Origin of the sequence: Ruminococcus sp. AM43-6 (assembly GCF_003461785.1) — a bacterium.
Taxonomy (GTDB): Bacteria; Bacillota; Clostridia; order Oscillospirales; family Ruminococcaceae; genus Hominimerdicola; species Hominimerdicola aceti.
In genome coordinates this window covers 27,184-52,726 of record NZ_QTXU01000009.1, presented here as the reverse complement: position 1 = coordinate 52,726, position 25,543 = coordinate 27,184, and the positions used below count along the sequence as shown (strand labels likewise).

The 25,543-nt window shown below is 43.5% G+C and carries 22 protein-coding genes; 15 read left to right on the top strand and 7 right to left on the bottom strand.

Translation table 11 applies throughout. From position 1 onward, the window contains the following. Nucleotides 1-19: 19 nt before the first annotated feature. A complete protein-coding gene (locus DW938_RS06970; RefSeq protein WP_022288492.1) occupies nt 20-451 on the bottom strand; it encodes a MarR family winged helix-turn-helix transcriptional regulator in 432 nt (143 codons plus the stop codon). A gap of 199 nt (nt 452-650) precedes the next feature. Here DW938_RS06970 and DW938_RS06965 point away from each other — a divergent pair, with 199 nt between their 5' ends. Next, the gene (locus tag DW938_RS06965) at nt 651-1,523 is read left to right on the top strand and encodes a LysR family transcriptional regulator (protein ID WP_118124312.1); all 873 of its coding nucleotides are present in this window, start codon (nt 651-653) and stop codon (nt 1,521-1,523) included. A gap of 137 nt (nt 1,524-1,660) precedes the next feature. Here the strand turns inward: DW938_RS06965 and DW938_RS06960 are convergent, their stop codons facing one another. Beyond that, the gene (locus tag DW938_RS06960) at nt 1,661-2,395 is read right to left on the bottom strand and encodes a M15 family metallopeptidase (protein ID WP_118124311.1); all 735 of its coding nucleotides are present in this window, start codon (nt 2,393-2,395) and stop codon (nt 1,661-1,663) included. A gap of 277 nt (nt 2,396-2,672) precedes the next feature. Here DW938_RS06960 and DW938_RS06955 point away from each other — a divergent pair, with 277 nt between their 5' ends. From DW938_RS06955 to DW938_RS06925, 7 genes are all read left to right on the top strand, one after another. After that, entirely contained in the window at nt 2,673-3,038 is a 366-nt protein-coding gene (locus DW938_RS06955; RefSeq protein ID WP_117859077.1) for a MerR family transcriptional regulator, read from the top strand. A 162-nt stretch (nt 3,039-3,200) separates the two neighbouring features. Then, on the top strand, nt 3,201-4,037 hold the full coding sequence (locus DW938_RS06950; protein WP_022288487.1) for a glycosyltransferase: 837 nt from the start codon (nt 3,201-3,203) through the stop codon (nt 4,035-4,037). Next, nucleotides 4,037-5,161 (top strand): CDP-glycerol glycerophosphotransferase family protein, encoded by a 1,125-nt coding sequence (locus DW938_RS06945; RefSeq protein WP_118124310.1) that lies wholly within the window; start codon nt 4,037-4,039, stop codon nt 5,159-5,161. The genes DW938_RS06950 and DW938_RS06945 overlap by 1 nt, the downstream gene beginning before the upstream one ends. Nucleotides 5,162-5,166: 5 nt before the next feature. Continuing rightward, entirely contained in the window at nt 5,167-6,021 is an 855-nt protein-coding gene (locus DW938_RS06940) for an ABC transporter permease (protein WP_181984385.1), read from the top strand. A 27-nt stretch (nt 6,022-6,048) separates the two neighbouring features. Next, nucleotides 6,049-6,783, top strand: coding sequence for an ABC transporter ATP-binding protein (locus tag DW938_RS06935; protein ID WP_022288484.1), 735 nt, complete (start codon nt 6,049-6,051; stop codon nt 6,781-6,783). A gap of 177 nt (nt 6,784-6,960) precedes the next feature. Then, a complete protein-coding gene (prmA, locus tag DW938_RS06930) occupies nt 6,961-7,926 on the top strand; it encodes a 50S ribosomal protein L11 methyltransferase (RefSeq protein ID WP_118124308.1) in 966 nt (321 codons plus the stop codon). 21 nt (nt 7,927-7,947) lie between these two features. Further along, nucleotides 7,948-8,286 (top strand): hypothetical protein, encoded by a 339-nt coding sequence (locus tag DW938_RS06925; RefSeq protein ID WP_022288482.1) that lies wholly within the window; start codon nt 7,948-7,950, stop codon nt 8,284-8,286. Nucleotides 8,287-8,371: 85 nt separating this feature from the next. Here DW938_RS06925 and spoIVA read toward each other — a convergent pair whose 3' ends face one another. Both spoIVA and DW938_RS06915 read right to left on the bottom strand, forming a co-directional pair. Then, nucleotides 8,372-9,847, bottom strand: coding sequence for a stage IV sporulation protein A (gene spoIVA, locus DW938_RS06920; RefSeq protein ID WP_022288481.1), 1,476 nt, complete (start codon nt 9,845-9,847; stop codon nt 8,372-8,374). Between the two features lie 12 nt (nt 9,848-9,859). Beyond that, a complete protein-coding gene (locus DW938_RS06915; protein WP_118124307.1) occupies nt 9,860-11,419 on the bottom strand; it encodes an SPOCS domain-containing protein in 1,560 nt (519 codons plus the stop codon). A 226-nt stretch (nt 11,420-11,645) separates the two neighbouring features. Between DW938_RS06915 and DW938_RS06910 the strand changes: the two genes are divergently transcribed. Beyond that, nucleotides 11,646-12,434 (top strand): ZIP family metal transporter, encoded by a 789-nt coding sequence (locus tag DW938_RS06910; RefSeq protein WP_117876248.1) that lies wholly within the window; start codon nt 11,646-11,648, stop codon nt 12,432-12,434. 244 nt (nt 12,435-12,678) lie between these two features. Beyond that, a complete protein-coding gene (locus DW938_RS06905; RefSeq protein ID WP_118124306.1) occupies nt 12,679-15,252 on the top strand; it encodes a right-handed parallel beta-helix repeat-containing protein in 2,574 nt (857 codons plus the stop codon). A 74-nt stretch (nt 15,253-15,326) separates the two neighbouring features. Here the strand turns inward: DW938_RS06905 and DW938_RS06900 are convergent, their stop codons facing one another. After that, a complete protein-coding gene (locus DW938_RS06900) occupies nt 15,327-16,544 on the bottom strand; it encodes a hypothetical protein (RefSeq protein ID WP_118124305.1) in 1,218 nt (405 codons plus the stop codon). Nucleotides 16,545-16,696: 152 nt separating this feature from the next. Between DW938_RS06900 and DW938_RS06895 the strand changes: the two genes are divergently transcribed. Then, nucleotides 16,697-17,140 (top strand): hypothetical protein, encoded by a 444-nt coding sequence (locus DW938_RS06895; RefSeq protein WP_118124304.1) that lies wholly within the window; start codon nt 16,697-16,699, stop codon nt 17,138-17,140. Between the two features lie 48 nt (nt 17,141-17,188). Here DW938_RS06895 and DW938_RS06890 read toward each other — a convergent pair whose 3' ends face one another. After that, nucleotides 17,189-18,262, bottom strand: coding sequence for a GGDEF domain-containing protein (locus DW938_RS06890; protein WP_118124303.1), 1,074 nt, complete (start codon nt 18,260-18,262; stop codon nt 17,189-17,191). Nucleotides 18,263-18,590: 328 nt separating this feature from the next. Between DW938_RS06890 and DW938_RS06885 the strand changes: the two genes are divergently transcribed. Genes DW938_RS06885 through DW938_RS06875 form a run of 3 tightly spaced genes read left to right on the top strand, consistent with a single transcriptional unit; the run spans nt 18,591 to nt 20,878 of the window. Then, complete coding sequence (locus DW938_RS06885) at nt 18,591-19,448, top strand: pyridoxamine kinase (RefSeq protein ID WP_038670828.1); 858 nt, start codon at nt 18,591-18,593, stop codon at nt 19,446-19,448. A gap of 21 nt (nt 19,449-19,469) precedes the next feature. Next, nucleotides 19,470-19,976 carry a tRNA (cytidine(34)-2'-O)-methyltransferase gene (locus DW938_RS06880; RefSeq protein ID WP_117864851.1) on the top strand — a complete coding sequence of 169 codons (507 nt, stop codon included), beginning with the start codon at nt 19,470-19,472 and terminating at the stop codon, nt 19,974-19,976. Between the two features lie 29 nt (nt 19,977-20,005). Continuing rightward, a complete protein-coding gene (locus tag DW938_RS06875) occupies nt 20,006-20,878 on the top strand; it encodes a DegV family protein (RefSeq protein ID WP_118124302.1) in 873 nt (290 codons plus the stop codon). 67 nt (nt 20,879-20,945) lie between these two features. Here the strand turns inward: DW938_RS06875 and DW938_RS06870 are convergent, their stop codons facing one another. Next, nucleotides 20,946-23,408, bottom strand: a complete 2,463-nt coding sequence (locus DW938_RS06870; protein ID WP_118124301.1) for an InlB B-repeat-containing protein — start codon at nt 23,406-23,408, stop codon at nt 20,946-20,948. Between the two features lie 324 nt (nt 23,409-23,732). Here DW938_RS06870 and DW938_RS06865 point away from each other — a divergent pair, with 324 nt between their 5' ends. After that, nucleotides 23,733-25,484 carry a helix-turn-helix transcriptional regulator gene (locus DW938_RS06865; RefSeq protein ID WP_118124300.1) on the top strand — a complete coding sequence of 584 codons (1,752 nt, stop codon included), beginning with the start codon at nt 23,733-23,735 and terminating at the stop codon, nt 25,482-25,484. Nucleotides 25,485-25,543: the final 59 nt, after the last annotated feature.

The following is a 25,543-nucleotide window of genomic DNA, read 5'->3' as shown; positions in this document are numbered from 1 at the left end:
TCCCTCCTCTCGCTTATTTTTATATTGTATTGTCTATCATTTTTTTCTGGAGCCGTTCCATTTCGTCAAGCTCCTGATCTGTAAAATTACGGAAAGCCATTGTTTCTATCTTTTTAAGACAGTCGCAAATGTCCTGCTGGAGGGTATAGGCTTTCTCGGTTGCTATTATCTTCTTGTGACGCTCGTCATCATCACTGCCCTCATAGGAGAGATATCCTCCTGCACGGAGCTTTTTTATAAGTCCTGATACCGTCGCACGGGAAATATTCAGATCGTGGTGTATCGCCGTTGAGAAAACAGGCTCGCCATTATGTTCCATTATGTACATAAGCACATGGCTCTGAGCGGCGGTTATACCCTTGCCTGCGAGCATGGTGTTTATCTCGCATTCTATTTTCAGATGAATGTATTTGGAATACCGCAGAATGTTCTTTTTTCTGTTATCTGCCAAATTGTTCGCCTCCTTACATTTTTGTACCTAACATTTTGCTTTAATTAATAATATCACACTTTTACTTGAAAGTGAAATACAAATATGTTATAATGAATAAAAGAATTTTATAGATTACTATCAAATTTAATTTTTATTAAGAATTGTTTACCAAACGAAACAATTTGCGGAAATAAACAAACATAAAGGGGCGGTTTTTGTGAATACTGTACAATTGGAGTGCTTTTTGGCTGTGGCGCAGTATCTTAATTTTTCCAAGGCGGCGGAATCTGTGAGCATCACTCAGCCTGCGGTTAGCCACCAGATAGGTTCTTTGGAGGACGAGCTAGGGGTGAAGCTTTTTGTGCGAACGAGCAAGAGCGTTTCGCTCACAAGAGAGGGTATAATGTTTATTTCAGACGCAGAGCAGATACTTAAAATAGCAGGCTCAGCAAAATTCAGGCTGTCAGAAAAGCCTGAGGACGAACCTGTGAGGATAAGCATAGGCTGTCACAATCAGGCGGAGCTGAACGTTTTGACTCCTGCCCTAAGAGAAATGTCCGGGCTTTATGATGATCTTTTGCCGTATATAGATCTTACTCCGTTCAAGTCTATAGACAATCAACTCAAAGATCAGAAGATACAGCTTCTTCTGTCATTTAAAAGTCCTCATAAACAGCCTTTTGACTATGTGGAGCTTTGCCGCTGTCAGTTTATGTGCCTTTGCCAGAAAGATCATCCCCTTGCAAAGGCGGATAGCCTTGATGTGGACGATATCTCAGGCAGACCTATTTTTATAGAGCGCCACACCTGTCCTGACGAGATATTTGCCTTGCAGCACAGGATACTTGCGAACGGCAAGGTGGATAAGATAATATTCTGTGGAGATTATGAAAGCGCAGTTGCAATGGCGGAAGCGGGGCTGGGGTTTATGATTTTCCCCGCCATAGGGGATGCTTACAAAGGTCCGCTAAAAGCGATACCAATAAAAGGCGTGAAAGAGGTATCTTTCGGTGTCTATTATCTCAGGTCGCAGCTTGAACAGCAGGCAAAGGATATGCTTAGGATACTCAAAAATCAGTTTGCAAAATAAAAGCACTGTATCGGTGGGTGATACAGTGCTGTGAATGTAAAAAACTTTGATAAGTGAGCTGTCGAGAACGCCAGCCCCTACAAATGATGTATATACGCTGTTTTGTGTAGGGTCAAACGTTGGCCGTCCACAATTTTTTATGACACATTCTGTAAATATTCTTCAAGGCAGAGGCCATTTTTATACATTTCCTTTGCCGCCTTTTCGCCAACATATCTGTAGTGCCATTCTTCTGGGATAATACCGGTAATATCCTGCTTTTCGGCTGTGTAACGCTCTATAAAGCCATATTTGTAGCTGTTTTTGGCGAGCCAATCCCATACTTCCTGATTTGTAACTCTGCTGTCACCGCTTGCAATGTCAACGCACAGACCAAGCTCGTGTTCGCTTGTGCCGGGCATCGCCACCCATTCTTCCGCATAGGCTTTCGCCTTTTCGTCGCTGTAGCCTATTTTCTGATAGTGTTCATATTTGCTCTCAAGTATGTCCTGCTGATCCTCTACGGTGCGGAACGATGATGTGATAGTGGGATATATCCCCTGCGAGCGTGCGTCGTCAAACATTTTCTGAAGCTGTGGGTAAATGCGGCAGTCCACTGCCTGACCATTGTCAAGGGCGGTGAGTATCACTGAGCAATTATCGCATATAGGCGTGTCATTGTTCACCAATGTGAGCTGCCAGTCCTGCCGGGCATTATACTCTGCAAGCTGAGATGAAGTCACGCTGTCGTCATAGGTGTATTCCACTGATGCAGGTGTGAACTGCTTCTTTGGCTTCATATCAGGAATGTAATATCTGTATATAAGTAATGCCACAACCAAAATAATAATTGTGGTGGCGATTACGATATGCTTTTTGTTTTTCTTTGTCATAATGACCGCTCCTTTGCTTTTGTTGTATCCATAATACCATAATGAAGAGGTTTTCGCACGAGTATTATCTTAACTGTTTCATAAGATTTTCTTAATGTGTCGGACTAGCGTTAAACTATTGTCGGTGATAACAAATTTTGCTTGCCGATTTGTGCATATCGACGATTTTATAGAAAAGGGCTTGACTTAGAGCTAACTCCAGGTAGTAAAATATAATTGAAAAATCAATAGGCAATATCACATAAACCCCATGTGGTGTTGTTAAAAGGAGAAAACTATGACTATTTCTGAAGTTAGTGAGAAATACGGGCTTACACCCGATACATTGAGATATTATGAGCGTATAGGACTTATCCCGCCTGTGCCAAGAACGAAAAGCGGTCTTAGGGACTATGATGAAAGCTCATGCAATTGGATAGAGTTCATAAAGTGCATGAGAGGCGCAGGTCTGCAAATAGAAGCCCTTATAGAGTATGTTGCTTTGTATCAGCAGGGCGACAGCACTATCGAGGCAAGAAAAAATCTGCTTATAGAGCAGAGAAAAGATCTCCTTGAAAAGCAGGCTGAGATAGCTGCGACTATCGACAGACTCAACTATAAGATAGACAATTACGAAAAGATATGCGCTAAGGTCATAAAGTGACGGATAAGGTCTTGATACAAAGGACGGCAGTAAAATGCCGCCCTTTTTGTGTTGTTTTAACAGCCTTATCTGCGTTGACAAACAGCGGTTTTAATGGTATAATGGAATAGCTTACAGATTTGTGGGGATAATTTTGACAGAATGAAAAAAGGACGGTGCGCTATGGTAGTGAAAAATGTGGAGTTGCCTGAATACAGCGTGCTTATGTCTGTTTATGCAGGAGAGAAGCCTGAACATCTCAGGGCAAGTATCGAGAGTATGCTGTCACAGACCTATGTGACGAACGATTTTGTGCTTGTGTGCGATGGAAAGCTCACAAAAGAGCTTGACGAGGTCGTAGACTACTATGAGGAGAATTACGAGTGCTTTCACCCCATAAGGCTCAAGGAGAATGTTGGCACAGGAAGATGCGCTAACAGAGGTATAGACGCCTGCAAAAATGAGTATATAGTCAAAATGGACTCTGACGATATAGCTAAGCCTGACCGCTGTGAAAGGTCGCTTTATGCTTTGGCGAAGCACCCTGAGATAGATATGCTTGGGGCTTATATAGACGAGTTCGACAGTCAGACGGGCGAAGTGATAGCCACAAAGAAAACGCCGCTGACCAATAAAGAGATACACAAATATGCAAGACGGAGAAATCCGTTCAATAATCAGACCCTTGTTTATAAGAAATCCCGTGCTTTGAGCGTGGGAGGTTACAGCAATATAAAACGCTGTGAGGACTATGAGTTCGTGGTGAAAATGCTTGCGGACGGCGCAAGGGGAATAAATCTTGACAAAACGCTTGTGATGTACAGAGTTACGGCGAACAATTATGAGAGAAGAAGAAACTGGGCGAACACAAAGTCCTTTGTGAATGTCAGGTGGAAGATATTCCGTATGGGATATTCAAACCTGTGGGACTTTATTGTTCCATGCACTTTTCAGTTTTTCATTTTCATAATGCCGAAATCGCTGACAGGCAAGATATATAAGAGGTTTCTTAGGGGATAATGGAGAGCCGCAAACGTATAATAAGACAGCACATAAAATCAGCACTGCAAAAAACGCTTTTGCCGCTGTGCTACAAGCTGTCAAAGAAAAAGGATATAGACAAAAAGCTCGTTATCCTTGCAGACCTTAACAGCGTTTCTACTCCTGAGAGCATGGAGCTTATAAAAGTGGAGCTTCAAAGCCGTGGCTATAAGGTCAGGGAGATGTACTGCGACCTTTCAAGCTGTGGAATGGTCTCAGGGCTTAAATATATGATGAGCTTTATGAAAGCTTACGCAAATGCAAGGGCTGTGTTCATATGCAACTATTTTGTGCCTGTGACTTCCTGCAAAAAGCGTGAGGAAACGACAGTGGTTCAGCTTTGGCATTCCTGCGGAGCATTGAAAAAGTTCGGCTATGACAGCGAGGAGGATATATCTTCCCATTTCAAAGGCTCTGTTACAAGAAATTTTGACCTTATCACTGTGAGCAGTAAAGAGTGCGTAAAGGCTTTTGTGTCTGCGTTCAGGCTGAAAGAAGATATCGTAAAGCCCCTTGGCGTCAGCCGTACGGACGTATTCTTTGATGAAAGCTACAACGAGCAGTGCAGACGTGAGTTCTTTGAGAGATATCCCGACTATAAGGGCAAGAAGATAGTGCTTTATGCGCCAACGTTCAGAGGTAATGCACTTGATTGTCACTGCGTGGGCGAAGAATATGCCGCAGAGCTTGAAAAAAAACTTGGGGAGTCTTGGAAAGTCATCATAAAAATGCACCCCAGACTTCACAGCGGGCTGACTAACTGCGATATTGCTACAAACAGGCTCATGCCTGTGGCAGACGTGCTTGTGACGGACTATTCGTCGCTTGTGTTCGAGTATGCACTGTATAAAAAGCCGTGGGTGATATTTGCCCCTGATATTGAGAGCTACAGCAAGGGCAGGAGTTTTTATCTTGATTATAAAGCAGATATGCCTGCGCCTTTGGTGACGGAGGGAGAGAAGCTTGCACAGGCTGTGCTTGACAGTGAAAAGAGCTTTGACCGTGAGGGAGTGGAGCGTTTCACGGAAAAATATATGTCTGCCTGCGATGGCAGGTCAACGGAAAGAATAATCGACAGCGCTTTGGGAAAAGAGCGTTTTTGACGGAGATGATAAAAATAGAAGGAAAAAAGTTTGATTGGTTCGGGCTTACCCAGATATTGAAAGAGCATAAGGGAAAGCTCAGACAGATAAGAATGTTGTCGGTGAACGAGCTGAAAAAGAAGTATAAGGGCGCGGCGTTAGGTCCGATTTGGGCGCTTATCAAGCCGACCTTTACCCTGTTTATTCTGTGGTTTGCCTTTGAGATAGGTTTAAAAAGAAACGGTGGAGTGCATTTCATTAACGGAAAGTATACTCAGTTCGTTTTCATGCTCACCGGCTATGTGCCGTGGTTTTATATTTCAGAATGTATCGTTGGAGGATCGAGGTCAATAAGAAGCAACAAGCAGTTTGTAACAAAGCTGTCCTTCCCTGTTTCAAATATCATGACCTTTACCTCACTTTCGGGACTTTATATCCACATTTTGCTGTGTGCTATAATGTATGTGGTGTTGCTGTGTCTGGGCTTTGGACCGAGTATTTACAATCTTCAGTTTATCTATTATGCGCTGATGATGTATTTTTTCTTCCTCGTGCTTTCGTGGATGACTGCTCCTCTAAGTGCGTTCAGCAAGGATTTTGAAAATCTTATAAACTCTATTATAACAGGACTTTTCTGGCTTTCAGGTATATTCTGGAACACATATGATATCTCACCTTTGTGGCTGAGAAAGCTTATGTATTTCAACCCTATAAACTATTTTGTAAACGGCTATAGAAAGAGCTTTCTTACAGACACGTTTATTTTTGATTCTAACTATACCACCGAAACTATAGTGTTCTATGCGGAGTTTATCTTTATGATATTCCTCGGAGCGCACACCTATAAGAAGTTCAGGAAGATACTTCCTGATGTTCTGTAACAAAGGCTGAAAGGAACTGACTTTTAAATGGAAAATCAAGCGACTGAGCCAATTATTGAATTTTTGGACGTAAAAAAAGAATACTTTTTATATAAAAACGAAAAGGCACGTTTTAAGGCTATTTTCACAAAAAACAGGGGAGTAAAGAAGCACCCTGCCCTTAAAGGCGTGAGCTTCAAGATATACCCAGGCGAGTCTGTGGGAATTATCGGAAAGAACGGTGCGGGAAAATCGACCATTCTGAAAATGATAACAGGCGTAAGCTTTCCAAACAGCGGCACTATCACTGTAAGAGGAAAGGTTGCCGCATTGCTTGAGCTTACAGCAGGCTTTTCACTGGATATGACGGGTATGGAAAATATCTATCTCAAGGGCTATCTCCTTGGTCTTAATGACGATCAGATAAAGGAGATAGAGCAGGATATAATTGATTTTGCAGATCTAGGAGAGTATATCGACCAACCTGTAAGAACATATTCAAGCGGAATGAAAATGCGTCTTGGCTTTGCTATCAATATAAATATCAAGCCTGATATCCTCGTTGTTGACGAGGCACTGAGCGTTGGCGACGCAGACTTTCAGAAGAAGTGCCGTGACAAGATAAATGATGTTATCTCCACTGGTGTAACGGTACTGTTCGTTTCCCACTCACGCAAGGCTATCGAGGAAACTTGCACAAGGGCGATATTCCTGAAAGACGGCAAGGTGCAGGTGGACGGCACTGTTGAGGAAGCCTTTGACGCTTACGATAAGAAAAAATGATCATGAAAGCTTTTCGTTTTTTGACGGGAAGCTTTTTGTTTGCACTTAATATGGTTGATATTTGATAAGTATATACAATTATCAATATTTAATTTTGTATAATAAATCATAGTCAAAAAGCTTTACAAAATCGCAAAAATGTGTTATAATGAGATATTATCGAAAGGAATTGATATTATGAATTGGGTTGAAATGGATATATATACCACAACAGAAGGCATCGAAGCAGTGACGGGAAGTCTGCTTGGAATGGGTATAAACGGCTTTGTTATCAAGGACGCAAAGGATTTTCAGGACTTTCTTGATGATAAGGACAGCAACTGGGATTATATAGATGATGACCTTATGGGTCTAAAAAACTGTGAAACCACAGTGACAGTTTATCTCCCTGAGAACGCTCAGGGTCTTGAAAATCTTGAAGCTATGAAGCTGGAGCTTAAAGCGCTCAAAAAGCGTGACGTGAACAATGAGTTCGGCAGACTTGAATATGAGCTTAAAAACGTCAAGGAAGAGGACTGGGCGAATAACTGGAAGCAGTATTTCAAGCCCCTTTGCGTTGGCGAAAAGCTTCTTATAAAGCCGTCATGGGAAAAGGTCGCTGAGGGCGAAAAGAGAAAGATACTGGAAATAGACCCTGCTTCATCTTTCGGCACAGGTCAGCATAACACAACCCAGCTTTGTCTGGAGCTTGTGGAGAAAAATCTTCATGAGGGCGACAGAATACTTGACCTTGGGTGCGGAAGCGGAATACTTTCTATCGGCGCATTGCTCCTTGGTGCTGAAAGTGCAACAGCGGTGGACGTTGACGAAAATTCTGTTAAGATAGCAAAGGAAAATGCAGAGAAAAACCATATAAGCGCAGAAAAGTATACAGCTTACTGCGGAAATATCATAGACGATAAGGCTCTGGTGGAGCAGATAGGCACAGGCTATGACCTGCTTTGTGCAAATATCGTGGCAGATGTTCTTATAGGCATGAGCGGAATTTTCGGCGGATTTATCAAAGACGGCGGAACGCTCATAGTTTCAGGAATAATCGACCAGAGAAAAGACGAGGTGCTTGACAGGCTTAAAGCAGAGGGCTTTGAGCTTATTGAGATAAGAGAAAAAGAAGACTGGGTGGCTGCGTCATTCAGGAAATAAGAGATGAAAGGACGGATCAAAATGCAGTTATTGTTTTTGGTTATCAAGAGAATCGAGTTAGTAGACGAAATCATGCGTTCGCTGGCACAGGCAGGCATAAGAGGCGGAACGGTCATTGACAGCGTGGGAATGGCGAAATCTATTTCTACAATGGATAATCTGCCTATGATCGGCGTTCTGAGATCTATTCTCAGCGGTGAGGATGCTGCACAGAAGGGCAAGACAATTTTCGTTGCCGTTGCAGACGATCAGGTAGATGTTGCAAGAAAGGCGATAACTGATGTTACAGGCGACCTTTCACAGCCTAACGCAGGTGTGCTTTTCGGTGTGCCGATCAGCTTTGCAGAGGGCGTAAATTAACACTTTATACAAGATAAAAAGCGTTGCACTTTTCTCAGTGTAACGCTTTTTTTGGTGGATCAGTTTATTTTCATTTATGAAACTCTCAGAGAATAAAACAGATAAGTCCCGAACAGCCCTCGTTTATCATGCGCTCGATAGTTTCTTTTATCTTCATGCGTGCGTCCTCAGGAAGCTTTGAAAGCTTTGTGTGCAGACCCTCGCTCACAAGCTCGTGGAGTGACTTGCCGAAAATGTTTGACTCCCATATCTTTTCAGGTGATTCCTCAAAATCGTTGAGCATATAAAGCACAAGCTCCTCAGATTGCTTTTCTGAGCCGACGATAGGTGCGACCTCGGTGTTGATAGTGGTTTTCAGAAGGTGAATAGCTGGTGCGGCGGCTTTGAGCCTTACGCCGTATTTACCACCCTGCTTTATTATCTCAGGCTCATCAAGGGTCAGCTCGTTCATTTCAGGCATAACGATTCCGTAGCCTGTTTTCTCCATTTCATCAAGAGCAGAGCTGAATTTCGAGAAACGCTCTTTTATCTTCACAAGCTCCAAAATTCTCGGCATAAGGTCGTTTTCGTCCTTTATCTCAAGCCCTGTGGCTTCGCCTATTATCCTGAAAAACAGCGCAGGGTCAAGCTCCACCTTTATGACTGCCGAGCCTTTTCCAAGGTCTATCTCAGCCACCGAACCAGACGATACTTGCTCACAGCAGCATATCTTTTCGGCACAGTCTGAAATGTCACGAAGATTTGTCACAGCCGAAGCCGCTTCCTTGATATGTCCGAAAACCGCTTCTTTCAGCCAGTGACCCTTGTCAAGAGAGTTTATCCATGAGGGCATTGAGATGTTTATCTCTTTCACAGGGAAAGAGTATAGCAGAAGCGTAAGTATCTCTTTTATCTCTTTTTCCGAAAGCTCCAAACAGTTTATAGGCATAACTGTAGTGCCGTATTTGTCGGAAAGCTGTTCGCAAAGGTCTTTTGTCTGCTGAGAGTAAGGCTCAGTGGTGTTCATAAGCACCACAAACGGCTTGCCTATCTGCTTCAGCTCGTCGATTATACGCTCCTCACATTCCTCGTATTCTTCACGTGGAAGGTCGGTGATACTGCCGTCTGTTGTCACCACAAGACCTATGGTGGAATGTTCTGTTATGACCTTTTGCGTTCCCACCTCAGCCGCCATGTTGAATGGTACTTCCGTGTCAAACCACGGCGTAACCACCATTCTCGGGGCTTCATTCTCAATGTAGCCTATGGCGCTTGGGATTATGTAGCCCACACAGTCTATCATTCGCACGTTGAAGCTTGCTCCGCCCTCTAGGGTGATGTTCACAGCTTCCTCAGGAATGAACTTAGGCTCGGTGGTCATTATAGTCTTGCCTGCGGAGGACTGGGGCAGTTCGTCAATGGCGCGCTCCTTGCGGTAGTCGCTTTCAATGTTCGGTATAACGAACTGCTCCATGAACTGTTTTATAAAGGTGGATTTTCCCGTGCGGACAGGACCTACCACGCCTATATAGATATCGCCCCCCGTCCGTGTGGCAATGTCGGTGTAAATATCGTTTTTCATGTGTCTGTCCTCCTAGTTCATTAATGGGATAAGCAACATTCCCTGTTTTGATATTTTATCATCGGTAAGCTCGTTTTCTTCAAGTATGGCTGTTATGGAAGTTGAATACTTTTTCGCAATCTCCCAGATGTCGTCGCTCTCATTGCAGTAGCATATTTTCAGAGCGTATTTGTCATTTTTCTCTTTCGGCTTATCTGTGAGCACCCTAAGCTCTGATATCATAGTCCCTGTCTGTTGAATAGTCATTTCGCCGCCTATCTTGATATCGGCTTTAAGCTCTGCTGTTGTTTCGTCTGCAAGATAGTATGTGCAGTTTTCTATGCACAGGTCAGGGGATATGGATATCTCACCATTGACATTCTCAGGAAGGGGTATCTCATGCTCAAAAGGCGAATCGTTTTCAAGATAAAGGGGAGTGCCGTCCTCGTTTCTGCCGATAATACAGAACGTCACGCTTCCTGAAATGATAAAGGCTTTCTTTTCCTCGTCAAGCCTTGATGTCACATTAGAAATGGTCGCCCAACTGTCGTGAACACAGCGTATCTCGCCATCCTGGCAGGAAAGCTTTGCAGTAACACTGTGGCTGTCAGATAACTTTATGCTTTCGCTGTCAAGCTTGCTTTCGCACCTTTCAGCCTCGCACTCAAAGCAGGTGGAATATGCGTCTGTGACGATCTCACAGGTGGAAAGCTTTTTGGCAACGCAGTTCACAAGAAGCACAAGCTCACATTCAAGTGTGCCGGAATCGTCAGACTTTGGTATGATATCACACCCCGCAGGGGTTATCCTCACATCTGCGGTGAAAGTATCGTCAATGCCGTCTATGTCGATTATCTGTGAGAATGGCAGAGTAAACCGCATTGTTTCAGCGGTTTCTTCTCCATCGGTAGTTACGCATGAGTAAAGCATCATTATCTCAGCGTCGCCCTTTGTCACAAGCTTGCCTGCTATCATCTTGTGTTCCTGTGGGATAATGCGGCAATCTGTCCGCAGGATAGTGCCAACAGGGGCTTTTGCCGCAGAAAGCTGCAATTCTTCTATTAGTGTGATACGCTTTGCTGCGGTAAGGCGTTTTGCAGGGTATGTAACAGCAACTTTTTTAAGCTGAATTCCGCAGCCGAATGCGTCTGTGACTATAGGCACAGTTACTTCGCCCATCACATTTGCGTGGATAGTCACGGCACCCCTGATATCAAGTCTGCGTTGATTTACCACACGGCAGTTGACATAATCGCATTTTGGCGTGAGCCATATCATAGGGTCGCCGCAATCCCCTTGTAGGTCGAAAGACTTTGTGTAGTTCATTTTCTGCTCGATGCAGTTTATCCGCTTGTCATTCTGGCTGATGTAAAGCACCCTGATAAGTGCCGCCATGTCAAAGCTGAGCTTTCCGCCGTTTATGGAATGGCTCTGTACTGTTGGTGTGATAACGCATTTTAGTACCCTGAAAATATCGGGATAATAGTCGGGCAGCAGAAAATCCTTTTCCACAGCCTGCTCGCAGGAGGCGTCAAGGATAGTCCGTGTCATTGACAGCATCTCTCTGTTAAGCTTAAGATCCATAGTGTTCATCTTGTCTGTTTCCTCCTAAAAATAAACTGATCATACGATCGTAAAGGGCTTGTAATGCCCTGCTGAGAACATTATATTCACTTGGGACGGGTCATATTCTGAAAATCTCAGACAAATTTAATGTATTTTGTCGGCAGGGGCTTTTTCACACAGCGTAAAGGCTTTTCATAGACTAAGATATGTCATTGTATCTGACATAATACTGTCTGAAAGGAAACATATTAGTATGAATGGTCTACTTTGGGCTGCGGCAGGCACGGGCTTTACATTCTCTATGACGACGTTAGGTGCGGCTGTGGTCTTTTTCATGAGAAAAGAGGGGCAGAGCGAAAAGGTGCAGAAAGCCTTTTTAGGCTTTGCCGCAGGCGTTATGATAGCCGCAAGCGTGTGGAGCTTGCTTATCCCTGCCATAAACGAGGCGGAAGCTCTCGGCAGGATAGGCTGGATACCTGCCGCAGGGGGTTTTGCACTAGGCGTGCTATTTCTTATGGGGCTTGACAAGGCAATGCCTTATTTTCTACCTGAGCCTGAAAGGGAAGAGGGCGTCCGCAGGGGGCTAAAGCGTTCGGGAATGCTTATTTTCGCTATCACACTGCACAATATCCCTGAGGGCATGGCAGTAGGTCTTGCCTTTGCACTGGCGGCACATAATGACAGCTCGGTGCTGCTGGCTTCTGCTATCGCACTTGCCATAGGCATGGGAATACAGAACTTTCCAGAGGGTGCGGCTATCGCACTGCCGCTGAGGCAATCGGGCATGAGCAGGGCGAAAGCATTCGGCCTTGGCACTCTTTCAGGAATTGTTGAGCCTGTTTTCGGACTTCTCACCGTTCTTGCCGCAGGTGCTGTCCAACCGCTTCTTCCGTGGCTTCTTGCCTTTGCCGCAGGAGCAATGCTCTATGTGGTGGTGGAGGAGCTTATCCCCGAAGCACATCTGGGGGAAGGTCACATGGGAACAGTTGGCGTAATGCTAGGCTTCTTGCTTATGATGATACTTGATGTGGCACTAGGATAAAGAAGCATATTTATTAAAAAACTGCAGTGAAATTTTTCACCGCAGTTTTTTTGTTGTGATAACGCACAAGTATCATGCGTTGACTTTGTGAGTTATTGCTTTCGTCTTTTTGACGTTTTTCGGTTGACAAATGGGGCGTGATTTGGTATAATTGAATATGTGTAAAATATGTTCTGCTAAAAAGATAAAAAGAACAAAAAAGAGAGCAGCGATAACCCCAAGACAACGAAAGGACAGATGAGAATTGACAAAGATAACTCGCACCTTTATTGCCTTTGCAGCGGCGTGTTTACTCGCCATTATGCTTATGACAGTAAGGTGCTTTGCTTATGATTATTCCACTATCACCGGCACAAAAGCCAGTGGAGCGGAAATAAGCGGATATTCGGGAGCGCTTGAAGTGAATGTTGTTGACTTCGGCGCAGACAAAAAGGGAAAGAAAGACTCCTCAAAGGCGATACAGAAAGCCCTTGACTATGCCATTGACAACGGCTCCAACTCTGTGCAGATAAAGGTCGTTGTGCCGAAAGGAAAATACAGGATAGACAAGCTTTTGGAGATATATTCAAACACTTGGCTGTATCTTGAGGACGGAGCGACTATCGTCAGAAATTTTGACAAGGGCTGTATGATAAAGAACGCTCAGGCAAATGGTGCAGGCGGATATGGCAGCGAGAGAAATATCGTTATCGAGGGAGGCTGTTGGGACGGCAACCCTTCGTCTACTTCAAGACCATTTTCTAATATGAGATTTGGTCACATGAAAAACCTTTGGATAAAGAACGTTGAGATAAAAAACAATTACAATGGTCATCATGTTGAGATAGGCGGTGTAAAGGGCATCACTATCGAGGATTGCGATTTTCATGGTTATACGGGAACATTTCAGAAAGAGGCTATTCAGCTGGATACCATAAGTAACAGTGATGTTTTCCCAGCGTATGAGCCTTTTGATGATACCCCTTGCGACAATGCTGTAATAAAGAACAACAAATTCCATGACCTTATAAGAGGTCTTGGCTCACATTCAGCTTGTCTTGGTGTATATTATACTAATACACTTATATCAGGCAACTCATTTTATAATATGAGCGGAACAGCTATCGTACTTATTAATCATAAAAAATGTATAATCGAAAACAATACTATGAAAAACGTTGGCTGTGCCATAGATTTCAAGTACATGACAGATTATGAAAATGCAAATTTCCATGTGCCTAATTCAGGCTATGCAGGCATAAAGGATCGCCTTGACGATAATGCCAACACCATAATAAGAAACAACGACATAACCGTTGTGGGTACATATTATTATCCCCAGCCGTATGCTATCCAGATATTCGGCAAGAAGCTTGAAAAGTCATACTCACACCCTGATTACAATTACACTGTAAAGGGCGTGAAGATAGTAGACAACACTATAAAAACAGCTGGCTCGGCAGTAAGGCTCACGGACGTTTCGGGAATTTTCATAGGTTCTAACGATATAAGCTATGACTATGACAGATATAATTATTCCATGGATCTTATATGGCTCAGTGAATCGTCACAGGTGACTGTGACCAAAAATAAGCTTACAGGCACAAAGCAGAACAGCGTTTATATAAGCGGTGGTTCAGGCAATGAGGTAAGCTCAAATACCATTAAAAAGCCAGGCGTGTCGGGAGTTTATGTTTCAGGCGGTTCTGATAAAAATACCATATCAGGCAATACTATAACCTCCGCAGGCTCCAACGGCATAAAGATAACCAAAGAAGCTAAGGCAGATGTGAGAAAAAACACTGTTAAGAAGTCTAAAAATCACGGACTTATATTTACTGGCGGAAGAGGTAAGGCTTCTGACAATATCCTTGAAGAAAACGGTCTTAGCGGTTTTATGGCTGACAACAGCGCTTCTGTGGAATTTTTCAACAACACCTGCAATAAAAATAAAGGTTACGGAATAAAAGCTAATAAGAAATCTCAGGTTAAAATAAGCGGAAACAGCTTTGCTGACAACAGCAAGGGCGATATTTACGTCACAGGCAGTGCGGCAGTGCTTCTGAACGCACCTGATAACGTAAAGTCGCAGGATATCTGCTCTGATAAGCTCACTTTAACATGGGACGAGGTGTCGCAGGCTGACGGCTATTATGTTTACAGAAAGACCGACGCTGAGGACGCAGAGTTTGAGCAGATAGCAACTGTAACAGACGGCACTTCATTTACAGACTATGGACTTGTTCCAAAAACAAGATATGTTTATAAAGTGAAAGCTTTTCTTGACACTGTTGACAGTGTCCAAGAGGGAAGCGACAGTGCAGATATGAGCATAAAAACAAAGCTCACTATTGTGGGCTGTACCACAAATATGCGTGGCTCTATGTCATACACTGGCAAGGAGAGAACACAGATATTTGACGTTTTTGTAGACGGAGAAACGCTTATTCCTGACGTTGATTACAGAACAGTTTACTCTGACAACGTGAACGTTGGAACTGCAAAGGTGACGGTTATAGGCATGGGTCAGTATTGCGACTCGGCTGATTTTCAGTTTGACATAACACTAAATTCTGATAATGTAATGGTCATAAAGCCGCAGGAGCTTAACAGCAGGTCTATCGTTTCGGGCAAGCCTACAATGAAAGCACAGGGCTATGAGGTAGCAGAAGCGGTTAAGGATAAGCTTGACCACACATCTCACAGCGAGCCTGCCATAGTGGTGAATTACAATTCACCTTCACAGGTCATTGCAAAGGCGAGAGCAAATATGCTGGATCTTAGAGTGCGCTCATATCGTGAGCTTACAGGAGAAACTATTTACGGCGCTTGGCTGTAAAATATAAAAATTGGCATAATAAAACACGGCTGATATTTTTTCAGCCGTGTTTTTTGTATGTCTTTATTCTTTCCTTACTGTGGTGTCTGCTGAACGTCCTGCATTTGCGGAGCAAAATTTGCAAGGGAATAGAGCCTGTTCATGAAGTCACCGTCAACAAAGAGTTTGTTCACGAGAACTTTTGTGTCAGGGTTCTTGTTCTTAGGATTGATCGTCTGCTGATAAACTGTGAGATAATTCTCATTGCCCGACTTGCTCACATAGCAATCTATCACCATATATGTAGGCAGGAATTGAGTAACAGCCGTCTGATAATCAAAAAGCGTGTAAGGGCTTTGCTCCATTGAAACCTTAAATGACTTTATGTCCTCAGGCACCATGAATTTGTATGCACCCTTGAGGTTTTTGTATTCTGCCCAATCGTCCTCAGACTCGATAAAAGGCTCTTTTGACTTGATTCTCACGCCGCCCACAAGGAAAGCCAGCAGAAGGATAAATTCGCTGCCCCATACTATCCACAGGATCGTGCCGTTCACAAGCGAGCCGTTATCTCTTGATGAATGTGATGATTTGTAAGACCAGCGACCCTCCTTGTTAATGGACTTAACGTCCTTCCAAAGGTCGGAAGGGTGTGCGATTATGTCAAAAAGACCTGTCTTGTCATACTTCCTGAAATCGTAGGTGTAGTCATATGCGTTCATGGTGTATGACTTTTCAAGGCTTTTCTGTGCGGATTTTTTATCTTTGCCAAGAAGCTTGTCAAGCTCGAAAAACTGCCATACAGACTTTTTCTGCATGGTGGCAATGTCCTCGTCTGTGAAATCGCCTGTTGAATCGTTGCTGAAAAGATCATATGCCTTGGTCTGGTGATAAAAGTCATAATAATCACCGAAGCCGTCTGTGTTTTCATCGAAAAGCATATTCAGCTCGTCATAATAATCATAGGCTGTGTATTCTTCCATAAGCTCATAGCCATATTTTTTCAGATCGTTGTAATCATACAGCGCCCATTTAAAATATGAGGCAAATAAAAAGCCCACCACTGCACAGGCAACTGCCACAACTGTGTTTCGCATTTTGAATGCTCTGACTATCTTTCCTCCCACAAAGCCAAGTGCGCATGACACCGCTATCGCAGCGATAACATTGAGATAGATGATAGTGCACCAGCCCTCAAAAAGCAGATAGAGCCAGAAAAGCAATCCGCCGCATACTGCCGTTGCAAGCACCATGAGCACTGCTCCAACTGGGCTGAATTTGCCCGACTCTTTGTAATGTTTGTGTTCTCCCATTTAAAATACCCCCTTATATACTTCAGGCATAAGCCATGAAGAAATTATATCACAAATTTAAAGATTTTTCAATGGTTTTTGCTGAATTTATGCAGGCATAAAGAGAATTTTTTGTGGAAAACTATTTGCAGTTATGAAAGGAGCGAACTTAGATGATAGAAAAGGATACAATAAAGCTTCTCAGGGAGTGCGATGCAGGAATAAAAATGGGCGTGCAGTCTATTGAGGATTCGCTGAAATACACTTCAAACGGAGAGCTAAAGCGAACGTTAGAGAAAAATCTTGCAGGGCATGTGGAGATACAAGAGAAGCTTCAGGGACTTTTAAATTCATATCATGACAGCGGAAAAGAGCCGCCTGCTATGGCAAAGGGCATGGCATGGCTTAAAACCAACTTCAAGCTTGCGGCAGAGAGCAGTGACGACGCTGTGGCAGATTTTATAACAGACGGCTGTAATATGGGCGTGAAGTCCCTGTCTGGATATCTCAACAATTATAAGGCGGCAGACGAGAAGTCCAAGAGCATTGCCAAGGAGCTTATATGTCTTGAGGAACGCCTTTCTGTAGACATGAGAGGATATCTCTCTGCAAAATAGGCATGAAAAAGGCAGCCGTGGAGTTTTTCCTACACGGCTGCCTTGATTTTATTTAGATACAACGCAGTTTTTGCCCTGATTTTTGCCCTTGTATAGCAGCTTATCCACTTTTGAGATACCCTCGTCATAGTTTTCGTTCGGAGTCACTGAGTAAACTCCAAAAGTCATGGATATATTGAAACTTCGAGAATTTTCCTTAAATGTACACTCATGTATTTTCTGGCAAATGCTCTTTGCTATCTTCTCACAGCTTTCTGTGTCTGTATTGGGAACAACGAATAGTATTTCCTCACCGCCCCAACGGCACACATAGCCCTCGCTAGGCACGTTTCCAGCTATAACATCTGATACCGCTCTAAGTACTTTGTCACCGACTTCGTGACCATATGTGTCATTAACGTGCTTGAAATCATCGATATCGCCCAAACACATGGAATATACGCTGTTTGTCCTGCGGCTGTTGCTTTCTATCTTTTTGATATAATCCATCATGGCACGGCGGTTGAAAAGCTGAGTGAGTGGGTCGATAGTGGCGAGCTTTTGAAGCTTTTCGTTCTGTGCTTTTGCTTCACGCTTGTTATGCTCATTTGTGAAAATGTATATGGAAGATACATAGATAATTATAATAAAGCTGCATAGAGTATTGTAAATGTATAAGATATTCTCTCTGTTGGTATCAAAGCTGTAAGGTGCGACCCTGTTTGTGACTATGATACGCATGACTATGAACACAACAACATCAAAGGACGAAAGTATATATGGTATCGCTTTCCTGTTTTGTGCAATAAAAAATGGAATAGGTATTATACACAGCATTATCTGCGTAAATCCTGCTGACCAGCCTATGTAATAAGCACCCATGCAGGCGTGTACTATTATCTCGCCAAGCACAAGGTAAGTAAATGATATTTTGCCTATCTTCTTAAAATGAAGCAGGAAATACATCACTGCATAGAATGCTACGCTGAAATAGTTATAATATACCATTTGGTATACTCCAAACCGATAAAACAGCACAAGATATATTATATGACCTAACAGCAGTATGATATCACCATAGCGATATATTTCCTCTGCGGTGAACATTCCTGCAAAGAGGTTTATTTCTTTTTTTATTTTCATACATTTGTTTCTTTCTTTGATATTTGGTTTGGTGTTATAAACAAAATCACTTTGCTTTAATAAACATATTATATACTATTTTAAACGTTTTTGCAAGACTAAATTTGTACAAATTATCATGATGAATTTTGTAGGTGCTAGCCTAAAAAGTGCGAAAAATGGCACTTTTTTGTTGCTTTTCATAGAGCACGTAAATCATATCATATTGATATGAACAATATGAAAAAATATAGTGAAAAAAATATTGCCGGAAAGCCATGGGCTATTGAAAAATCCTGATGGATATGTTATAATAATATTTATGAGTATTTTTTAAGAGGGTTTTATTATGCAGGGTTGTAAAAAGGTTGTTTCCATTCAGGATATATCAGGTCTTGGCCGGTGTTCGCTAACAGTGGTGATACCTGTGCTTTCCGCTATGGGCATTCAGGTGTGTCCTGTGCCAACGGCTGTGCTTTCGGCACACACCGGCTACAGCGAGTTTGTTATGAGAGATCTTACAGACTTTATGAAGCCTGCATTGGAACACTATAAAAAAATGGATATGAAATTTGACTGTGTGTACAGCGGGTTCCTGGCTTCAAGCGAGCAGATAGACCACTGCCTTGAGTTTTTCGAGGCTTTTCCTGACGCCCTGAAGGTCGTAGACCCTGTTATGGGTGACGGCGGAAAGGCATATAAGACCTACACAAAGGAGCTTTGCAGCCGTATGGTCGAGCTTGTAAAGGTGGCGGATATAATCACGCCTAACCTCACAGAGGCGGCTATACTTCTTGGTGAGGAATATCCTACGGCTTCAATGCGCAGCTCTGAGATAAAATCATGGCTTGTAAGGCTTTCAAAGCAGGGCGCAAAGATCGTTGTTATCACAAGCGTAAATCTTGCAGACGGCGGAATGTCAACTGTGGGTTATGACAAAGAAAATAACAGTTTTTGGAAAATAAAAAATGATTATGTTCCTGCACACTATTCAGGAACGGGAGATATGTTCACAAGTGTTCTTATTGGAGGACTTCTCAAGGGTGACAGCCTGCCTATCGCAATGAACAGAGCCACAGCGTTCACAGAGCTTACTGTCAAGACTACATACAGCTACCAGACCCCATGGACAGACGGTCTTATGCTGGAGGGTCAGCTTCCTTGGCTCACAAGCTATCAGGAGCTTAGGGACTATACGAATTTGTGATATCTGGAAGTGTTACCGAAGATGAACAGACTTAATATCGTGCTTGTAGAGCCGCAGATACCGCAGAACACAGGCAATATTTCAAGGACTTGTGCAGTGACAGGTGCGGCACTGCATCTTGTGAAGCCTTACGGCTTTGAGATAAGCGACAAAAAACTAAAGCGTGCAGGGCTTGATTACTGGGATAAGCTTGAAATATACGAGTATGATAATATTGACGACTTTTTTTCTAAGAACAGCGGCGAGTTTTATTTCTTTACCACAAAGGGCAGAATGGTACACTCAGATGTGGATTATCCGCAAGATAGGGAAGTGTATATAATTTTCGGCAGAGAGGACAAGGGGCTGCCTGAGAAACTGCTTTATGAAAATCCCCAAAGCTGTGTGCGGATACCAATGAGGAAAACGCTCAGAAGCCTTAATTTGTCAAACTCAGTGGCAATAGCCTGCTATGAGGTGTTAAGACAGTGGGATTATCCCGACCTTGGCAGAGAGGGCAAGCTGACGCAATACACATGGGACGAATAAAATAAATAAAAAAAACGGAGGGTGAATTTATGGCAAAAATAAAATTTCTTACCGACTCAGCGAGCGATATCACTGAGGAGCTTGAAAAGAAGCTGGATATTCAGATAATGAATTTCAAGGTGGCAATGGGTGATGACAGCTACACATCAAGGATAGATTTCGACAACGAGAAATTCTACAAAATGCTTGACGATTTTGACGGCATACCTGTTACATCGCAGATAACAGCCTTTGAATATCAGGAAACTTTTGAGAAGCTCTACAGCGAGGGCTATACTGATGTTATAAACACTACCATAAACTCAAAAGGCTCGGCAACATACAACAACGCTGTTATGGCGGCAGAGGAGTTTTATTCCGCTCACCCTGAGGCAAAGGGCAAGTTCATTATATACAATATAGACGGCGAGAGCTACACAGGGGCGTATGGTTATGCAGTAGTTCAGGGCGCAATGAAAGCCACAAAGGACGTTCCTGCGGCTGATATCGTGGCATTTATGAAGGACTGGATAAAGAACTGCGTTATTTTCTTTGCACCATATACACTCAAATATGCAAAGAAGTCAGGAAGGATTCCGTCTGCGGCTGCTTTTGTGGGCGAGGTAATGGGTCTTAGACCTATCATGAGGATACATGACCATGCTATCGTTACAGAAACAAAGGTAAGAGGCGACAAGGCTATTGTGCCAAAGATACTTGACCTGACTGTAAAGGAAATGATACCGCAGACACCTTACTGCATCGTTTACGGCAATGACGAGAGCGTCAGGGACGAAATGGTGCAGGCTATGACTAAGAAGGTGGGCTATCCGCCTGCTGAGTGCTATCAGATTGGTGCGGCAATTGCAATAAACGCAGGTCCAAAGGTCACGGGCGTTATCTTTAAGGCACAGAACAAGTAAATTTGATATGAATATAAAAAGACGGACGTTTCGCTTTGAAACGCCCGTCTTTTGTCAGCTCATGCTGTTATTTGTTTTTGCGTGATTTTCTGCCTGCCACTACAAGTCCGCTTCCAGCTATAACGAATGTAAGCAGTATACCGCTAACATTATTGCCTGTGTTAGGATTTGTGCTTCCTGCGTTGTTCTTGGCAGGGGTCTTGCTGTCAGTATTTGAGTTGCTGTTTGTGCTTGTGCCACTGTTATTGGAACTTGTGTCTTTGCTGTCTGAGTTTGTATCGCTGCTGTCAGAGCTTGTATCATTTGCCTTTGGTGTCATAGTCAGATCAGTGATGACCCACAAGGTGCCGTCAGAGCCGTCGCTGGTATCATTTTCATAGCGTTTGTAATTTACAAATTCGCCGTTTATCTTAAGTTTAGTGTCTGGTCCGAATATGTAAGAGGTATTTTCACTCTCAACAAAGCCCACAGCTTTCACATACACGCCGTAATGATATGTCTTTCCACTTTCAAAAGTGGTTATCTTATTTTCATAAGCGCCGCTGAAAAAATCCGCAGAGATCGCACCTGTTTTGCTGTCCAATTCCCACCACTCGCAATTGTATGCATACTTCACGCCTTCAGGACTCTTGCCGGTAAAAACGGGCTTGTCGCCGTCCTTGAAGCTGATGGTGACATCATTTATCTCCACCACATCAATAACTTTCACGGTGGACGGCGTCATGGTCAATACATTGCTGAACCAAATGGTTTCACCGCTATCATCCACATCGATCTGATCGGGTGTCAGGGTGATTTCTTCGCCGTTGATATAGAGCTTCGTGTTCTGATCGAAGCGGTAGCCCTCTTCCATGCCCAAATCGGAAATCTTGAAATATACGCCATAGGTATAGCTTTTGTCGGCTTCAAATTCCGTAATGAGCTTACCGTTATAGCGTTCGTTCCAGTAGTCGCTGGAGGTAATGCCATAACCGCTGCCGTCATTGGCGTCCCACCGCTGATGATCGGTGTCAACGATAGGGTCAATGACACCGGTGCTGAAAAGCGGTTTATCTCCGGCATTAAAGTTGATAATGGCATCAAGTCGGATCTCTTCAACAGCCTGACCGGGTCGCAGCTCTGTTCCATATTGAATGAGGCAGGTCTTCCCATCATCCATCACCATGACCCACGCGCTAGACGGCAGGCTTGCTCCATTCAGTGTAACATTTTCATTTTTCAAATTGCGATCGAAGGTATAGCCGTCCTTTGCCTGAAGTTTCACGGAATATATATACCTTCCGCCCTTTTCAAAGGTATTGAATCGAACATCGTCGTCCGAATAAACGCTTTCATCAGAATACCAGTAGCCAACCATGTGCATGGTGTCGTCGTCGTCCTTTTCCTGCTTTTCCCAGCATTCAAAGAGAATATCATATTTATCCTGATTAGTGCCTGTTCGCTTGGCCGATGCCTGCGGGGCATTGCCCGGCTGATAATCAAGCTTCACGTTTTCGATATCGATCATGTTAATACTGCTTAAAGTTGCCGCAGGCGTCCAATGTGCTTTTAGAGTAATATTCCCAGTGATCTTGGTATCAAAGGTATACTTTGCATCATTTAGATACCACCCAGCAAAATCATAGCCGTTCCTCTTCGGTTCATTTGGCTCGATCGCAGAAGTATTCAATACCTTTTGCTCTGACACTGCACTTCCGCCGTCTGAATCAAATGTCACTGTGAACTCATCAAAAGGCCATGGAAATACACCACAGTTCTCGATCGTACCTCCAGAAATGACAACGATCGCCGTATTGTTTTTGCCATATACTGCATTGCCGAGACCTCCCAAGTCTACCTTGCAGTCCTTAATTGTGCCGCCGGTCATGGTGAAGCTGCCATTTTCGTATATGTTCACTGCACCGCCATTATTGCATGCAGAACAGTTTTCAATCGTTCCGCTGTTCATCACGAAGAAGCCGCCCTGCTTGACAAATACAGCACCGCCGTCGTCCTCCGCTCTGCAGTTGCTGATCGTACCATCGTTCATTGTAAATGTGCAGCCCATGCCTATATCCACAGCAGCGCCGTCATCACCTGCTTTGCAATCCTTAATAGTACCGCCGTTCATAACGAACTTGCCGTACTTGACCGGAGTTTCCGTTACACCAGTGTTGGATACATCCACTGCGCCGCCGTCTCCGTCGGCATCCGTGCAATTCACGATACTGCCGCTCTCTAGAGTAAGCGTTCCGCCCTTGACTTCAAATCCGCAGTTCTTGTTCTGCCCATCGATCTTGCCATTGGTGCCGCTGTCCTTTACTGTTAGGTTTCCGCTGCTGCGCACCCGAATTATATCCTCATCTGTCGAGCTGCAGCTCAGGGTATATCCGTTGAGATCAAGAGTAACAGTGCGCTCCACATCTAGTTCCCAGGTGGTCTCAATGTTTCCGCCCAACTTGATCTCTGCAAATTCCGTATTTTCCAATGCCGACTTTAGTTCCGTTTCATTACTGACTGTAGAATTTTCAGCAAATGTCAACATAGACATTTGTGGTGCTGCCAAACATAGGGTAAGGATAAAAGCGGTTATTCTCCCTTGCAGTGGTCGTTTTTTTCATAATATACATCTCCTTTTGATATTATATTTTTTCTCATGTTCGTTATTATCCTATAAGCACACCTCCATTACTTTGTATTTTCCCTAATGTGATATCCTTTATCACATTATAACAAATCTATGAATAAATTTGTGGTTTATTTCATAATAGTCATATGCCAATTCTGAAATTATATATCGTGGGGGACTTCCTTTTTTGATAAATATGATATATAATTAACGTAATACCATATGACAGCGGGAGGGATCGTTAAAATGAAGTTTTGCGAACAGCTTGGTAAGTATATAGAACAGCTTTCCTGCACGGCAAAGGAGCTTTGTGAGTTGTCAGGGATATCTCCCTCAACATTTAGCAGATACAGAAGCGGAGAGAGAATACCTGAGATAGACACTGTGGCGTTTGACGGGCTTTGCAACGCTCTTGAGGCTGTGGCAAGGGAAAAAGGCTATGGCGATATGACAAGGGAGAACATAAAAAGAGCCTTTCTTGACTGTGAAGATATCATACCTGCCGACAGAGAGTCTATGCGGCAAAATTTCAATACCCTTATCTCAGCCCTTGATATAAACATCAAGCGTATGTGCAAGGAGATAAATTATGATGTTTCCACCGTTTTCCGTATACGGAACGGTACTAGAAAGCCTGCCGACCCTGAACGCTTTGTCGCCGCAATAGCAGGCTTTACTGCAAGGGAGCTTAAAACTCCCACAGAGATATCAGCGGTCGCACAGCTTGTGGGCTGTAATGAAAGTGATATAGAGGATGTATCACAGCGTTATGAAGTGATATGCAAATGGCTGTTCAGCGATCATGCCGGACAGAGCAGAGAGATAAAAAGCGGTGGAATTGAAAAGTTTCTTGATAAGCTTGATGAGTTTGACCTGAACGAATACATAAAGGCGATACGTTTTGGTGAAATGAAAGTACCTGCATTGCCTTTTCAGCTTCCTGTGTCAAAAAGTTATTTTGGCATCAAGGAAATGATGGAAAGTGAGCTTGATTTTCTGAAAGCCACAGTCTTGTCACGTTCTAATGAGCCTGTGATAATGTACAGTGATATGCCTATGAAGGAAATGGCTGATGATCCCGAATTTCCGAAGAAGTGGATGTTCGGTATGGCTCTGATGCTTAAAAAGGGTCTGCACCTTTGTCAGATACATAATCTTGACCGCTCCCTAGATGATATGATGCTTGGTCTTGAAAGCTGGATACCGATGTATATGACGGGGCAGATAGCGCCTTACTATTTGAAAAACGTACAGAATAATGCTTTTTTGCATTTGCTGAAGGTATCAGGTGCGGCGGCTCTTTCAGGGGAAGCCGTGGCAGGCTTTCACAGCGAGGGCAGATATTATCTGACCAAGTCCAAAAAGGAGCTTGGATATTATCGTAAACGTGCCAATGATCTGCTTTCAAACGCCTGCCCGCTTATGGAGATATACCGAAGTGACAGGGAAAAAGATTTCAGCGATTTTCTCACTGCCGATTCTCACAGACGTGGCAGGCGCAGGAGTATTTTATCTGCTCTGCCTGTTTATACTATGGATAATGACCTGCTCGATAGTATACTTGACAGAAATGGCATTGACGACCGCCGGGGCAGAGATATAAAAGCTTATGTCAGCGAGCGTAAAAAGCGAGTTGAGAGAATACTGGAAACCATGACCATAGAGGACGAGATATGCTGTCTTTCCCGAGAGGAATTTGAAACACGTCCCCATGCTCTTGACCTGTCGGGTGTATTCTGTGCCAGTGATGTTCTTTACAGCTATGATGATTATTCTGCACATTTAAAAAGCACAGAACGCTATGCACAGACACACGAAAACTATAGCCTTAAATATGCTAAGCGGCAGACCTTCTGCAATTTGCAAATACTGATCCATGAAGGTCAGTGGGCGATGATATCAAAGGGAAACGCGCCTGCTATACATTTTGTTATACGACACCCTAAGCTTCTCAGCGCCTTGGAGAATTTTATTCCGCCTGTTATAGAAGATCAATAAAATGCAGGATCACACTATCCCCTTGGTGTTCTTGACGAAAAAATGGACGCTTCCGATGG